This window comes from Micromonospora sp. MA102 (assembly GCF_025460765.1).
GTDB classification, from domain to species: domain Bacteria; phylum Actinomycetota; class Actinomycetes; order Mycobacteriales; family Micromonosporaceae; genus Micromonospora; species Micromonospora halotolerans.
This window is the reverse complement of record NZ_JAMWEG010000005.1, coordinates 367,665-381,955: the sequence shown is the minus strand read 5'-3', so window position 1 is coordinate 381,955 and position 14,291 is coordinate 367,665. Positions and strand designations below refer to the sequence as shown.

The window sequence follows — 14,291 nt, the reverse complement described above, 5'->3', positions numbered from 1 at the left end:
CCTCAGCGCTCCCCCTCGGTGAGGGCGTCGAACTCGGCGAGTTCCTCGTCGGTCAGGTACTTGGCCAGCTCGGCCCGGTCGAACAGCGAGATCAGCTCCGCGCGCATCTTCGGCAGCGGCTTCCGGTCGAGCCGGACCGTGTCGCCGTCGAGCGAGCAGACCAGGTTCACCCGCCGCCACTTCGGGTCCATGGCCGGGTGGTCCTCCCGGGTGTGCCCGCCGCGTGACTCCCGCCGCTCCAGGGCGGCCTTCGCGGTGCACTCGGAGACGACCAGCATGTTGCGCAGGTCGAGGGCGAGGTGCCAGCCCGGGTTGTAGCGCCGGCCGCCGGCCGCGCTCACCTTTGCCACCCGCTCCCGCAGCTCGGCCAGCCGGCTCAGCGCGTCGACCAGCTCACCCTCCCGGCGGATGATGCCGACCAGGTCACCCATCACCGCCTGAAGGTCCTGCTGGAGCACGTACGGGCTCTCGCCGGTGTCCCGCTGGAGCGGGGCCAGCGCCGTCTCCACCGCAGCCTCCACCGCCGCCACCGCCACCGCGGGGCGGGAGGTGAGCTGGTCGGCGTACGAGGCGGCGTGGCCGCCCGCGCGCTTGCCGAAGACCAGCAGGTCGGACAGCGAGTTGCCGCCGAGCCGGTTGGAGCCGTGCATGCCGCCGGAGACCTCACCGGCGGCGAAGAGCCCGCGCACCGTGCCGTACGCCGCACCGGAGTCCGGGTCCACCTCGACGCCACCCATCACGTAGTGGCAGGTCGGGCCGACCTCCATGGGCTCCTTGGTGATGTCGACGTCGGCCAGCTCCTTGAACTGGTGGTACATCGAGGGCAGCCGGCGGCGGATCTCCTCGGCCGGCAGCCGGGAGGCGATGTCCAGGAAGACACCGCCGGCCGGCGTGCCCCGACCGGCCTTGACCTCGCTGTTGATGGCGCGCGCGACCTCGTCGCGGGGGAGCAGCTCCGGCGGGCGCCGGTTGTTGTCCGGGTCCTTGTACCAGCGGTCCGCCTCGGCCTCGTTGTCCGCGTACTGCTTGCGGAACACGTCCGGGACGTAGTCGAACATGAACCGCTTGCCCTCGGAGTTCTTGAGCACCCCGCCGTCGCCGCGGACCGACTCGGTGACCAGGATGCCCTTCACCGAGGGCGGCCAGACCATGCCGGTCGGGTGGAACTGGAGGAACTCCATGTTGATCAGCGTCGCCCCGGCGCGCAGCGCGAGGGCGTGACCGTCCCCCGTGTACTCCCAGGAGTTCGAGGTGACCTTGTAGGAGCGACCGACGCCGCCGGTCGCCAGGACCACGGCCGGGGCCTCGAAGAGGATGAACTCGCCGGACTCGCGGTAGTAGCCGAACGCGCCGGCGACCCGGTCGCCGTCGAGCAGCAGCTCGGTGATGGTGGTCTCGGAGAAGACCCTGATCCGGGCCTCGTAGTCGCCGTGCTCCCGCTTGTCCTCCTGCTGGAGGGACACGATCTTCTGCTGGAGGGTGCGGATCAGCTCCAGGCCGGTCCGGTCGCCGACGTGCGCCAGCCGCGGGTACTCGTGGCCGCCGAAGTTGCGCTGGGAGATCTTCCCGTCCTTGGTCCGGTCGAAGAGCGCCCCGTACGTCTCCAGCTCCCAGATCCGCTGCGGCGACTCCTTCGCGTGCAGCTCGGCCATCCGGAAGTTGTTGAGGAACTTGCCGCCGCGCATGGTGTCCCGGAAGTGCACCTGCCAGTTGTCCCGGGAGTTCACGTTGCCCATGGCGGCCGCGGCGCCGCCCTCGGCCATCACCGTGTGCGCCTTGCCGAACAGCGACTTCGAGATGATCGCGGTCTTCTTGCCGGCCAGCCGGGCCTCGATCGCCGCGCGCAGGCCGGCGCCGCCGGCCCCGATCACGACGACGTCGTAGTGGTGTCGTTCGATTCGCGTCTCAGTCATGTCAGGGGCCTTCAGTTGATGAACCGCAGATCAGGGAACCACTCGGCCGCGACCGCCATGACGTAGAAGTCGGTCAGCGCCAGGGTGCCGAGGGTGATCCAGGCGAGCTGCATGTGCCGGACGTTCAGCCAGGACACCCCGCTCCACGCCCGGTAGCGCAGCGGGTGCTTGGAGAAGTGCTTGAGCCGCCCGCCGATGATGTGCCGGCAGGAGTGGCAGGAGATGGTGTACGCCCAGAGCATCACCACGTTGACCAGCAGCACGATGTTGCCCAGGCCGAAGCCGAAGCCCTTGGGCGAGTGGAACGCGTAGATCGCGTCGTAGGTGTTGATCAGCGAGATGATCGCGGCGGCGTAGAAGAAGTAGCGGTGCAGGTTCTGGCCGAGCAGCGGGAACCGGGTCTCACCGCCGTACGCCTGGTGCCCGTCCGGCACGGCGCAGGCCGGCGGCGACAGCCAGAACGACCGGTAGTAGGCCTTGCGGTAGTAGTAGCAGGTGAGCCGGAACAGCAGCAGGAACGGCAGGGTCAGCGCCGCGTCCGGGATGATCCACCAGCCGGGCAGGAAGCTGCCGAAGTGCGAGGACCCCTCGACGCACCGCTCGGTGACGCAGGGGGAGTAGAACGGCGTCAGGTAGTGGTACTGGTCCACCCAGTACCACTTGTGCATGAAGACCCGGACCGTCGCGTAGATGACCCAGGCGCTGAGCCCGACGACGGTGATCAGTGGCGCGAACCACCAGCGGTCCGTTCGCAACGTCTTCGCCGCGATGGCGGCGCGCCCCCGCGCCCCCCGCGGCCTCGTTGCCGTTGATGTCATTCGAGTCGTCTCCCTGACGGCGCCCTCGCGGGGGCGGCGGATCACACCTTCCGTACCGGTCAGCGGACCGGCGAGACCGCGTCCACTGCCACGTCTTGCGCACGCACAGACCGCACCGGCGAACCGGTGCAGCTAAATGACACACGTTACGCCGATCTTCGCGGCCCGGCCGCGCAACGCAGTGTCCCGTGTGTCCGGGAGGTTGGAAAGACCCGTACCAAGATCAATATCTTGGACCGTCAGCCGGACGCGCCGCCGGTGAAGTTCCAGGACGCCAGCCGCAGCGCCGGGGCCTCCCACCAGAAGCCGTCCATCCGGTCCGGCTGGCGGACCGGCACGCGGCCCAGGCCGAGCACCCGGCCCGGACCCATCGCCCGCGGGTAGGACTCGGTGAACCGGAAGTCGCGGACGGCCCGGGTGGGCACCCCGTCCTCCACCAGCCAGACGCCGTTGCGGGTCAACCCGGTGACCACCAGTTGCTTCGCGTCGAGCACCCGGGTGTACCAGAAGTCGCTGACCAGCAGGCCCCGCGCCATCCCGGCCACCAGGCCGGCGGTGTCCGGGTCGGCCACCGCGCCGGTCACCCCGGCGCTGAGCTGCCCGGCGGCCACCTTTGCCGGGCCGCCCACGGGCAGCAGGCGGAGATTGCGCGGGAGCGGACCGAACGTGGACGCGCCGACCATCCCGTGCCCGGTGGACCCGGTGCCCGCCTCCGCGCCGCTGCGCCGGTCGTGCGCCACCGCCGCCGTGGTGCCCGCCTCGACCAGGGTCAGCGGCCGGCGGGGCGTGCCCTCCAGGTCGTACGGCAGCCCGGAGGCGTGCAGCGGATCGTCCACGAGGGTCACCGCCGGGTCGAACTGGGCCGCGCCAAGCTCGGCGAAGGACTGCCGCTCGGCGTGCCGCTTGCCGTTGAAGCCGTACCAGGAAAGGTTCTGCAGGAGGTCGGCCACGGCGGCCGGTTCGAGCACCACCTCGTAGCGCCCCGGGGGCAGCTCGACGGGGTCCGCCGCGGCCCGGGCCTTCGCCGCCGCCCGCGCGCCGAGGGCCCCGCCGTCGAGGTCGGCCAGGCGGTCGGCGGCGTGCCGGGCCACTCCGTCGGCGCCGCCGGCGCGGGCGATGCCGTCCATGGCCGCCTCGACCGACCGCCCCACCGCCGACTGGCCGGCCGAGTTGGCGAACGCCCCGGACCGGTGGGCCGTCCGGCAGTAGCCGGCCGCCTCCAGCCCTTCGACCGCGTCCACGAAGGCGCTTACCCGGGCGGCCCGCTCGTCGGGTGAGGCCGCCGCGGTGGCCTCGTCGACGGGCGCGCCGGACGGGACCGGCGCCGGCGGGGTGAGCCCCGGCCAGGCCGGGTCGGGCGGGGCGAGCCGGGTCGCGGCCAGGGTCCGCTCGACCAGCGCGGTCAACCCGTCGGGGTCGACCAGGCTGCCGCTGCCCGCCGCCGTCCGCCCGTCGGCGTGCAGCCGCAGCCGGACCGCGGTGCCCGACTCGGCGACGTTCTGGTGGATGAACGAGTTGGCGAACCGGGTCAGCGCCAGGTCGGCCCGGGTCACCACCACCTCGGCCTGGGCGTCCGGCCCGGCCAGCCGCCGGACCAGCTCCACCACGCGGCCGGCGAGGTCCAGCTCGCTCATGCCCGCACCCCCACCCGGACGTTGCGGAAGCGGGCCGGGGCGGCCGGGTGGCCGGTGTGCCCGGTCTGGCCCGGCTGCCCCTTGCCGCAGTTCGGCGTGCCCCACGGCACGATCTCCGATGAGAGCATGTCCATGGACCGCCAGAAGACCGGCCCGATCCCGGTGTAGGTGGGGTTGCGCAGCATCCGCCCCCGGCGGCCCTTCTTCACCTCCCAGCCGACCTCGCAGCCGAACTGGAAGTTGAGTCGCTTGTCGTCGATGGACCAGGAGCGGTTGAGGTCCATGAGCACTCCGTCGTCGGTGGCCGCGATGATCTCGTCGAGGGTGTGCGGGCCCGGCTCCAGGCCCACGTTGGTCATCCGCACCATCGGCAGCCGCGCCCAGCCGTCCGCCCGTACGCTGCCGCCGTAGTCCAGGCCCGCGACGGCGGCCGAGTCCCGGCCGGCGAGCACCCCCACCCAGCGCCCCTCGCGGACCGCGTCCCGCTTGACCGCCGGGGAGCCCTCGTCGTCGAAGCCGAAGCTGCCCAACGCGCCGGGGATGGTCGGGTCGATGGTGACGTTCATGAGCTCGGAGCCGTACTGCAGCGCGCCGAGCCGGGTCAGGTCCAGCCAGGACGTGCCGGCGAAGGCGGCCTCCCAGCCGAGGATCCGGTCCAGCTCGATGGCGTGCCCGACCGACTCGTGGATCTGCAGGGCGAGCTGCTCGCCGCCGAGGATCAGGTCGGTCTCGCCGGACGGGCACTCCGGGGCGGTGAGCAGCTCCCGGGACTCCTCGGCGATCCGGGCGGCGTGCGCGGCGAGGTCCAGCGAGGTGACCAGCTCCCACCCCGTGGTGCCGTACTGGCCCCGGTAGCTCGGATAGGAACGGCGCTGGGTCTCGCCGTCGCCGATCGAGGTGGCCGAGATGCCGCCGCCGCACTCGCGGATGCGCTGGTCGATGCGGTGCCCCTCGCTGGAGACGAACCACTTGGCGGTGTCCCAGATCTGGTAGAGCCCCTCGGCCAGGTCGGCGCCGTGCTCGCGCATCGTCGCGGTGGCGCGGGCCAGCAGGTCGCCCTTGTCGGAGAGCGGCACGCCGAGCGGGTCCACGTCGCAGGCGGAGGCCCAGCTGGCCACCGTCGCCTCGGCCGGGAGCAGGTCGATGGGCGGGCCCGGGACCCGCGCGCTCGCGGTGGCGATGGCCGCGGCGCGCCGGCCGGCGTCGCGGGCCGCGGCGTCGGACAGCTCGGGTACGGCGTGGAAGCCCCAACTCGACCCGACCAGGGCGCGCACGCCCAGCCCGATGCTCTCGTCCTGGGTCAGCTCCTCGATGTCGCCGTTGCGGGCCGACATCGACTCGTAGCGGCGGTGCATCACCCGGGCGTCCGCGTACCGCGCTCCGGCGTCGAGGGCTGCCTGGACAGCGGCGGTGGCCGCGTCGAATCCGGTCATGCGCCCGACCCTAGGCGAACCGACCGACGTGCGTCAGCCGAGCAGTTCCTCGGGGTGGATCGCCGCATCTCCGGTCGCGCCTCGCCTGCGACGGCGAGGCGGCGTTGCCCAGTCGCAACCATGAATGTCCAGGTGAGGGCTGTTCAGGTTGGAAACCCAGTCGTTACGCTCGGGCCGCTGACAGGCCGCGTTTTGTAGCTTATTTTCGCCTCCAGAAGTTTGTTGTAAGTTCTCTTCGTCACAGAGGGAGGCGGTCATGGGCAGGTCGGAGACAACGCCGTCCGGGGAGCCGGACCGCCCCGAGGTGCCGGAGCAGCGCACCGGCGAGGGCCCCTATCTGCAGGTCAAGGACCTGCGGGTGCGGTTCGAGACCGAGGACGGCGTGGTGAAGGCCGTCGACGGGGTCTCGTTCGCCGTCGAGCGCGGTCGCACGCTGGGCATCGTGGGGGAGTCGGGTTCGGGGAAGAGCGTCACGTCGCTGGCGATCCTGGGTCTGCACAACACGAAGCGGGCCACCATTTCGGGGGAGATCTCGGTGGGTGGTCGTCAGTTGGTCGGGTTGCCGGAGGAGGAGGTGCGGCGGCTGCGGGGCCGGGACATGGCGATGATCTTCCAGGATCCGTTGTCGGCGCTGCACCCGTACTACACGGTCGGCAGGCAGATCGCGGAGGCGTACCGGGTGCATCATCCGCGGGCGGGGAAGCGGGAGGCGCGGACCCGGGCGGTGGACATGCTGGGCCGGGTGGGGATCCCGCAGCCGGGGAAGCGGTTCGATCAGTATCCGCACGAGTTCTCCGGGGGTATGCGGCAGCGGGCGATGATCGCGATGGCCCTGGTCAACGACCCGGATTTGTTGATCGCTGACGAGCCGACCACGGCGTTGGATGTGACGGTGCAGGCGCAGATCCTGGATCTGCTCAGTGATCTTCAGGATGAGTTCCGGTCGGCGATCATCCTGATCACGCATGACCTGGGTGTGGTCAGCCAGGTGGCCGACGACGTCCTGGTCATGTACGGGGGGCGGGCGGTCGAGCACGGCAGTGTGGAGCAGGTGCTGCGGCGGCCGCAGCATCCGTACACGTGGGGGTTGTTGTCGAGCGTGCCGTCGCTGCACGGTGACGCGGACGCGGACCTCGTGCCGATCAAGGGCAACCCCCCGTCGTTGATCAACCTGCCGTCGGGGTGCGCGTTTCATCCGCGCTGCCGGTACGCCGGCCGTAACGGCGACCGCTCCCGCACCGAGGTGCCCCAGCTCCGGGCGGCCGGGGAGGCGGGCCACCTGGTCGCCTGCCACCTGCCGGCCGAGGAGCGCACCCGGCTCTACCAGCAGGACATCGCCCAGGTGGGAGTGGCCCGATGAGCACCGAGACCGAGCCGCTGCTGCGCGTGCGGGGGCTGACCAAGCACTTCCCGGTGCGCGAGGGCTTCCGCGCCACGGGCGCCGTCCGGGCGGTCGACGGCCTGGACTTCGACGTCCGGCCGGGGGAGACCCTCGGCCTGGTCGGGGAGTCCGGCTGCGGGAAGACCACCACGGGTCGGATGCTGGTGCGGTTGCTGGAGCCGACCTCCGGCACCATCGAGTTCGCCGGGCGGGACATCACCCACGCCCGGCGCGGCGCGCTGCGGCCGCTGCGGCAGGACCTGCAGATCATCTTCCAGGACCCCTACGCCTCGCTGAACCCCCGGCACACCGTCGGGCGGATCGTGGCCATGCCGTTGCAGGTCAACGGCATCAACCCGCCGGGCGGCATCCGCAAGCGCGTGCAGGAACTGCTGGAACTGGTCGGGTTGAACCCGGAGCACTACAACCGCTACCCGCACGAGTTCTCCGGCGGGCAGCGCCAGCGCATCGGCATCGCCCGCGCCCTCGCGCTGCGCCCGAAACTCATCGTCGCCGACGAACCCGTCTCGGCCCTGGACGTCTCCATCCAGGCCCAGGTCATCAACCTGCTGCGCGACCTGCAACGCGACCTCGACCTGGCGTTCGTCTTCATCGCCCACGACCTCGCCGTCATCCGGCACTTCTGCCACCGCGTCGCCGTCATGTACCTCGGCAAGATCGTCGAGATCGGCGACCGCGACGACATCTACCAACGACCCCAGCACCCGTACACCCGGGCCCTGCTGTCGGCCATCCCCGACGTCACGGCCCTCGGGCCGGCCGGGCGGATCCGCCTCACCGGCGACGTGCCCACCCCACTCAACCCGCCGTCGGGCTGCCGCTTCCGCACCCGCTGCTGGAAGGCGCAGGAGCGGTGCGCCACCGAGGAGCCGGCGCTGGTGCCCCGGGACGGCGGCAACCAGGCCACCGCCTGCCACTTCCCGGAGACGGGAACGATCAGCCAGGGCGCCGGACCGGCCGCCGCGACCGCCGAGGAGGTGTCGAAATGAGCCTGTCCCCGGTCGAGGGCGTGGCGCTTGCCGAAATCGAGTCCACCGGTGCGGGCCCCGAGGAGAAGGGGCTCGTCGGGCGCTCGCCCGGCCAGCTGGTCTGGAACCGGCTGCGCCGGGACCGCACCGCTCTGATCAGCGGCATCGTGCTGGCCGTGTTCATCGTGGCGGCGGTCGCGGCGCCGCTGCTCCAGCGGCTCTACGGCATGTCGCCGAGCCAGCAGTTCGGTGACCTGCTGGACTCCACCGGCATGCCGCTCGGCTACGTGGGCGGGGTGAGCGGCGACCACTGGTTCGGGCTCGAACCCGGCCTGGGCCGGGACATCTTCATCCGGATGATCTACGGCATCCGCACCTCGCTGCTCATCGCGCTGGGAGCCGCGGTCGTCACCACGGCGATCGGGGTGGTGCTGGGCATCGTCGCGGGTTACCTGGGCGGCGTCGTCGATTCGGTGATCATGTGGGTCACCGACGTCGCGCTGGCCATGCCGTTCCTCATCTTCGCGCTGGCCGTGGTCCCGACGTTCTCCCTGCGGTTCTACGGCCCCCGGGACGCGGTGCCCACCTGGTTCGCGGTGACCACGTTGATCGTGGTGTTCGCCGCGTTCGGCTGGACCGGCACGGCGCGACTCGTCCGCGGGCAGGTGGTGTCGCTGCGCGAGCGGGAGTTCGTCGAGGCGGCCCGGGCCAGCGGCGCCGGGCTCGGCCACATGCTCTTCCGGCAGTTGCTGCCGAACATCTGGGCGCCCATCCTGGTGGCGTTCTCCCTCGCGGTGCCGTCGTACGTCACCGGTGAGGCGGCGCTGTCCTTCCTCGGCGTCGGGCTGCCCGAGTCGGTCCCGAGCTTCGGCCGGATGATCTACCGCAGCATCGACTACCTGCAGACCGACCCGGCGTACGTCTTCTTCCCGGGCATCACCATCTTCGCGCTCGTGCTGGCGTTCAACCTCTTCGGCGACGCGCTGCGCGACGCGCTCGATCCGAAGTCGTCACGGTAAGGGGTTCGGCGCCATGGTGCGGTTCCTGCTGAAGCGAGTGCTGCTGGCGGTCTCGGTGCTGCTCGCGGTGAGCATCGTCAGCTTCCTCATGTTCTTCGCGCTGCCCCGCGACCCGGTCACCGGCATGTGCCCGAAGAACTGCAACGCCGAGCGCCTGGAGCGGGTGCGGACGGAGCTGGGTCTCAACGACCCGAAGCCGACGCAGTACGCCAACTACATGAAGGGCATCTTCGTCGGCCGCGACCTGGGCAGCGCGCAGGGCGGCGAGTGCGAGGCGCCCTGCCTCGGCTACTCGTACGTGAACAGCGAGGCGGTCAGCGACACCTTCGCCCGGGTGCTGCCCGTGACGTTGAACATCGTGCTGCCCGCGGCGGTGCTCTGGCTCGCGCTCGGGGTGGGGCTCGGGATGATATCGGCGCTGCGCCGGGGCTCGCTGCTCGACCGCGTCTCGATCGGGCTCACGCTCACCTTCGCCTCGTTGCAGCTCTACTTCGTCGGCGCCGTGCTGTTGCTGATCTTCGTGTACTCGTTGAAGATCCTGCCGACGCCGCGGTACGTGCCCTTCCTCGACAACCCGGTCGAGTGGGCGCGCGGGCTGGTGCTGGCCTGGGTGACGCTGGCCCTGCTGTTCTCCGCGATCTACGCCCGGCTGTCCCGGGCGCAGATGCTGGAGACGCTCTCCGAGGACTTCGTCCGGACCGCCCGGGCCAAGGGCGTGGCGAAGCGGAAGGTCTACGGCCGGCACGCGCTGCGGGCGGCGATCACGCCGATCGTGACGATCGCCGGTCTGGACGTGGGCGCGGCGCTCGGTGGCACGGTCATCACCGAGACGACGTTCGGCATCCAGGGGTTGGGGCGTACCGCCGTGGAGGCGGTCCGCCAGGGTGACCTGCCGACCATCATGGCCACCGTGCTGATCTCGGCGCTCTTCGTGGTCGTCGCGAACATCGTGGTCGACCTGCTCTACGCGTTCATCGATCCACGGGTGCGTCTCGGCTGAGCTGGCAGGTCGCAGTCGATTCGTTATCTGCTCGAAATTTACCGCGGATGAAACCTAAGCGAAGCTTTCCTTCATCGGACCCGGAGGAGTGAGTATGCGAGCAAGACTCGCCACCGCCATGGGCGGTGCGATGGCACTGGTGGTCGCCCTCAGTGCATGCAGCAAGAACACCGGCGACAACGCCGACAAGGTGGACAGCAACAAGCCCCGCAGCGGCGCCATCGCGACCGACCCCAAGGACTCGCTCGGCCCGGCGGCGGACGTTCCCGGCGCGGCCAAGGGCGGGACCTTCTACATCCTGCGCGAGAACAAGATCTCCCACCTGGACCCGCAGCGGGTCTACTCGTTCGCCGGCCTGATGGGGAGCCAGCTCTACGCGCGCTTCCTCACCACGTTCAAGGACGACGGCAAGGGCAACGTGACCCTGGTCGGCGACCTGGCCGAGACCCCCGGCAAGAACGTGAACAACGACTGCAAGGTCTGGGAATTCAAGATCAAGCAGGGCGTCAAGTTCGAAGACGGCCGGCCGATCACCTCGAAGGAGATCGCGTACGGCATCGCCCGCTCGTTCGACCCCGACCTGACCGGTGGCCCGACCTACCTGCAGGAGTGGCTGGTCGACAGCCCGCAGTACGACACCAAGTGGAACTTCAAGGCCAACAAGACCTCGCTGCCGCCGGGCCTGAGCACCCCGGACGCGCAGACGCTGCGCTTCGAGTTCAGCAAGCCGCGCTGTGACCTGCCGTTCGCCGTGTCGCTGCCGGCCACCGCGCCGCTGCCGGCGGACAAGGACACCGGCGTCAACCTGGACAACCAGCCGTTCTCGTCCGGGCCCTACAAGATCACCAAGCACCAGCCCGGCGTGGAGATGGTGCTCGAGCGCAACGAGAACTGGGACCCGGCCACCGACCCGGTGCGGCACGCCTACCCGGACAAGTTCATCTGGTCGTTCGGTGCGGACAACGCCACCCAGACCAACCGGGTGCTCGCCGGCACCGGCAACGACGCCGCCGCCGTGGGCACCGGCGGTGTGCCGTCCGAGCTGATCGCGAAGGTCACCGGCGACGCCAAGCTCAAGGAGCGGATGATCGTCGCCGCCACGCCGAACGCCTACCGGCTGAGCATCAACACGACGCGGGTCACCGACCTGTCCGTGCGGCAGGCGATCAACTACGCGATCGACCGCAGCAGCATCACCAAGAACCTCGGCGGCCCGTACGGCGCCGTGCCGCTGACCACGCTGCTGCCGCCCACCACGCTCGGCTACAAGCAGTTCGACGCGTACCCGGCGGGGGAGAGTGGCAACCCGGACAAGGCGAAGGAGCTGCTCGCCGGCAAGCCGGTGAACCTGGTGCTCGGCACCTCCGACGACACCCCCTCGCAGGAGACCGCCACCCAGGTCAAGAACGCCCTGGAGAAGGCCGGCTTCACCGTCACCATCAAGCCGATCCCCGAGGACGGTTACCTCGACTTCGTGAAGAAGAAGAGCAACCCGTGGGACATCTGGGTCGACTCGTGGGCGGCGGACTGGCCCAGCGGCGCGTCGATCCTGCCGGTGCTCTTCGACGGCCGCAACATCAAGGCCGAGGGCAACAGCAACACCTCCCAGCTCAACAACGACGCCATCAACGCCGAGTTCGACCGCGTGCTCGCGGAGGACCCGGCCAAGCAGGCCGAGGAGTGGAGCGCGCTCGACGAGAAGCTCATGAAGGAGTCGGCGCCGGCGGTGCCGCTGTACAACGAGGTCGTCTCCGTCGCGCACGGTGAGAAGGCCGGCGGCCTCTTCATCGGCAGCATCTTCGGCTGGCCCAGCTTCGTGAACGCCTACGTCAAGCAGTGACAGCCTGACCCCGCGGGGGCCCCGGTCCGATCCGGCCGGGGCCTTCGCGCGTTCACAGGTGCCGGCGGAGGAAGTCCAGCTCCAGGCGGAGCAGCCGCTCGGCCACCCCGCCGGCGGCCATGTGGCTGGCCCCGGTGAGCGGCAGCACCGCATGCGGCCGGCCGGCGGCCAGCAGCGCCGCCGAGAGCCGCAGCGTGTGCGCGGCCAGCACGTTGTCGTCGACCAGGCCGTGCACCAGCAGCATCGGCCGGGCCTGCGCCGGGTCGCCGACCGGCTCGGCCGCCAGCTCGACCAGCGAGTGGTGGGCGTAGACGTCCATCCCGTCGTCCGGCATCCCCAGGTAGCGCTCGGTGTACGCGGTGTCGTACAGCGTCCAGTCGGTGACCGGGGCGCCGACGATCGCGCACCGGAACAGCTCCGGGTGGCGCAGCACCGCCAGCCCGGCCAGCCAGCCGCCGAACGACCAGCCGCGCACGGCCACCCGTTCCAGGTCCAGGTCCGGGTGCTTGCCGGCCAGCGCGGTCAGCGCGTCCACCTGGTCGGACAGGATCACGTCGGCCACCCGCCGGTGGATCGCCTTCTCGAAGGAGGGGGCGATGCCGGGCGTGCCCCGGTTGTCGATGGTTACCACCGCGAAGCCCTGCTCGGCCCACCACTGCCGTTCCAGCCAGGCCCCCCGCGCCGCGATCACCTCCTGGTGGCCCGGGCCGCCGTAGATGTCCAGCAGCACCGGCAACTTCGTGCCCTTCACGTGCTCCCCCGGGTAGAGCACCGCACTGGGCAGCCGCCGGTCGGTCACCCGGACCAGCGTCGGCCGCGGCGCGTACGGCGGGGTCGCGGCCCGCGACGCCAGCTCGCCCACCTCGCGGTCGTCGTGCCAGACCCGCCAGCGGGTGCCCGGGTGCTCCAGCGAGGCCGCCCCCACGGCCAGGGTGCTGCCGCCGATCGCGGCGGTATGCCAGCCGGGGTCGCTGCCCATCCGGCGGGCGTCCACCCCACCCCCGATCGCCGTGCGCACCCGGTAGAGGTGGCGCTGGCTCGGCTCGCCCTCGCTCGCCTCGACCAGCAGGTCCGACGCCGAGTTCGGCCCGGCCGGCAGCCGGCCCACCACCCGCCGCACGTAGAGCGAGGGCGGGGTGAGCAGGGTGCCGTCGGCGAACAGGCAGCGGGCGTCGTACCCGTCGTGGGCCAGCTCGCCGCCGACCAGCACCCGCCCGTCGGGCAGGTGCGCCGGGGTGCCCGGGATCGGCTCCACCCAGCGCGGGTCGGCCAGCTCCGCGTGCACCTGCGTCTCGCCGGTACGCGGGTCGACGGCCAGCACCAGCCCGTGCTGCTGCGACCGGCGCAGCACCGTGATCAGCGGGCCGCCGTCCGCCCAGTCGACCGAGGTCAGGTACGGGTAGGTCTCCCGGTCCCAGTGCACGTCGACCCAGCCGCCGTCGAGGTCCAGCAGGTGCAGGCTGACCTCCGCGTTCGGCCCACCGGCCCGGGGGTACGCCACGGACGTCGGCGGGCTCGCCGGGTCGGCCGGGTCGTGCAGGTGCCAGCGGTCCAGCCGGGACTCGTCCACGCGCGCGGCCAGCACCGAGCGCCCGTCCGGGGACCACCAGTAGCCGCGGAACCGGCCGAACTCCTCCGCCGCGATGTGCTCGGCCAGCCCCCAGGTCACCCCGCTGTCCTCGCCGGCCAGCAGGTTGTCGGTGCCGTCCGGCTCGACCACCCGCAACTGGCCCCGGCGCACCCCCTCGGCGGCGTCGGTGACGTAGGCCAGCCGTTCGCCGGTCGGGTCCGGACGCGGGTCGATCACCGGGCCGACGGCGGCCACCTCGACCACGTCACCGTGCACCAGGTCGGCCCGGAACAGCCGGCCGGCCAGCGCGAACGCGGCCACCCGGCCGGCGCCGTCCAGGGCGTACGAGCCGATGCCCGCGGCGCTGAGCCGCAGCCGCTCGCGCAGTGCCCGTTCGCCCGGCGCCAGCGCGGCCGGTTCGCCGTCCGCGCCGAGCAGCACCGCCGGGTCGGCGACGAGCTGCTCCTCGCCGGTGGCGACGTCGAGCAGCCAGAGCGCGTCGGCCGGGTCCTCCGGTCCCGACGAGCGCAGAAAGATGACCCGGGAGCCGTCGTCGGCGACGGAGACGGAGCGCGGCGCCCCATGGCTGAACCGACGGGTGCGGGCGGCCAGCTCGGGAAAGTCCACGCCTGTAGAGAGTAGGCCGGGGCCGGGCGTGATGTGGCCGACCTGGGCGGACGCGTAAGCATCGGGC

General features: G+C 71.5%; 10 protein-coding genes. 5 read left to right on the top strand and 5 right to left on the bottom strand.

From position 1 onward, the window contains the following. Positions 1–2: 2 nt before the first annotated feature. The 4 genes from NFX44_RS13650 to NFX44_RS13635 all read right to left on the bottom strand — a co-directional run bounded on the left by NFX44_RS13650 (position 3) and on the right by NFX44_RS13635 (position 5,798). A complete protein-coding gene (locus NFX44_RS13650; protein WP_262283887.1) occupies positions 3–1,913 on the bottom strand; it encodes a fumarate reductase/succinate dehydrogenase flavoprotein subunit in 1,911 nt (636 codons plus the stop codon). 11 nt (positions 1,914–1,924) lie between these two features. Further along, on the bottom strand, positions 1,925–2,731 hold the full coding sequence (locus NFX44_RS13645; protein WP_262283886.1) for a hypothetical protein: 807 nt from the start codon (positions 2,729–2,731) through the stop codon (positions 1,925–1,927). Between the two features lie 239 nt (positions 2,732–2,970). Further along, positions 2,971–4,365 carry a TldD/PmbA family protein gene (locus NFX44_RS13640; RefSeq protein ID WP_262283885.1) on the bottom strand — a complete coding sequence of 465 codons (1,395 nt, stop codon included), beginning with the start codon at positions 4,363–4,365 and terminating at the stop codon, positions 2,971–2,973. After that, positions 4,362–5,798, bottom strand: a complete 1,437-nt coding sequence (locus tag NFX44_RS13635) for a TldD/PmbA family protein (RefSeq protein ID WP_262283884.1) — start codon at positions 5,796–5,798, stop codon at positions 4,362–4,364. The genes NFX44_RS13640 and NFX44_RS13635 overlap by 4 nt, the downstream gene beginning before the upstream one ends. A gap of 256 nt (positions 5,799–6,054) precedes the next feature. Here NFX44_RS13635 and NFX44_RS13630 point away from each other — a divergent pair, with 256 nt between their 5' ends. From NFX44_RS13630 to NFX44_RS13610, 5 genes are all read left to right on the top strand, one after another. Beyond that, positions 6,055–7,158, top strand: a complete 1,104-nt coding sequence (locus tag NFX44_RS13630; protein WP_262283883.1) for an ABC transporter ATP-binding protein — start codon at positions 6,055–6,057, stop codon at positions 7,156–7,158. After that, on the top strand, positions 7,155–8,189 hold the full coding sequence (locus tag NFX44_RS13625; protein WP_262283882.1) for an ABC transporter ATP-binding protein: 1,035 nt from the start codon (positions 7,155–7,157) through the stop codon (positions 8,187–8,189). Before NFX44_RS13630 ends, NFX44_RS13625 begins: the two co-directional genes overlap by 4 nt. Further along, a complete protein-coding gene (locus tag NFX44_RS13620) occupies positions 8,186–9,187 on the top strand; it encodes an ABC transporter permease (protein WP_262283881.1) in 1,002 nt (333 codons plus the stop codon). Before NFX44_RS13625 ends, NFX44_RS13620 begins: the two co-directional genes overlap by 4 nt. A gap of 13 nt (positions 9,188–9,200) precedes the next feature. Then, positions 9,201–10,187, top strand: coding sequence for an ABC transporter permease (locus NFX44_RS13615; protein ID WP_262283880.1), 987 nt, complete (start codon positions 9,201–9,203; stop codon positions 10,185–10,187). Between the two features lie 94 nt (positions 10,188–10,281). Further along, entirely contained in the window at positions 10,282–12,027 is a 1,746-nt protein-coding gene (locus NFX44_RS13610) for an ABC transporter substrate-binding protein (RefSeq protein WP_262283879.1), read from the top strand. A gap of 52 nt (positions 12,028–12,079) precedes the next feature. Here NFX44_RS13610 and NFX44_RS13605 read toward each other — a convergent pair whose 3' ends face one another. Further along, complete coding sequence (locus NFX44_RS13605) at positions 12,080–14,224, bottom strand: prolyl oligopeptidase family serine peptidase (RefSeq protein ID WP_262283878.1); 2,145 nt, start codon at positions 14,222–14,224, stop codon at positions 12,080–12,082. Between the last annotated feature and the right edge of the window lie 67 nt (positions 14,225–14,291).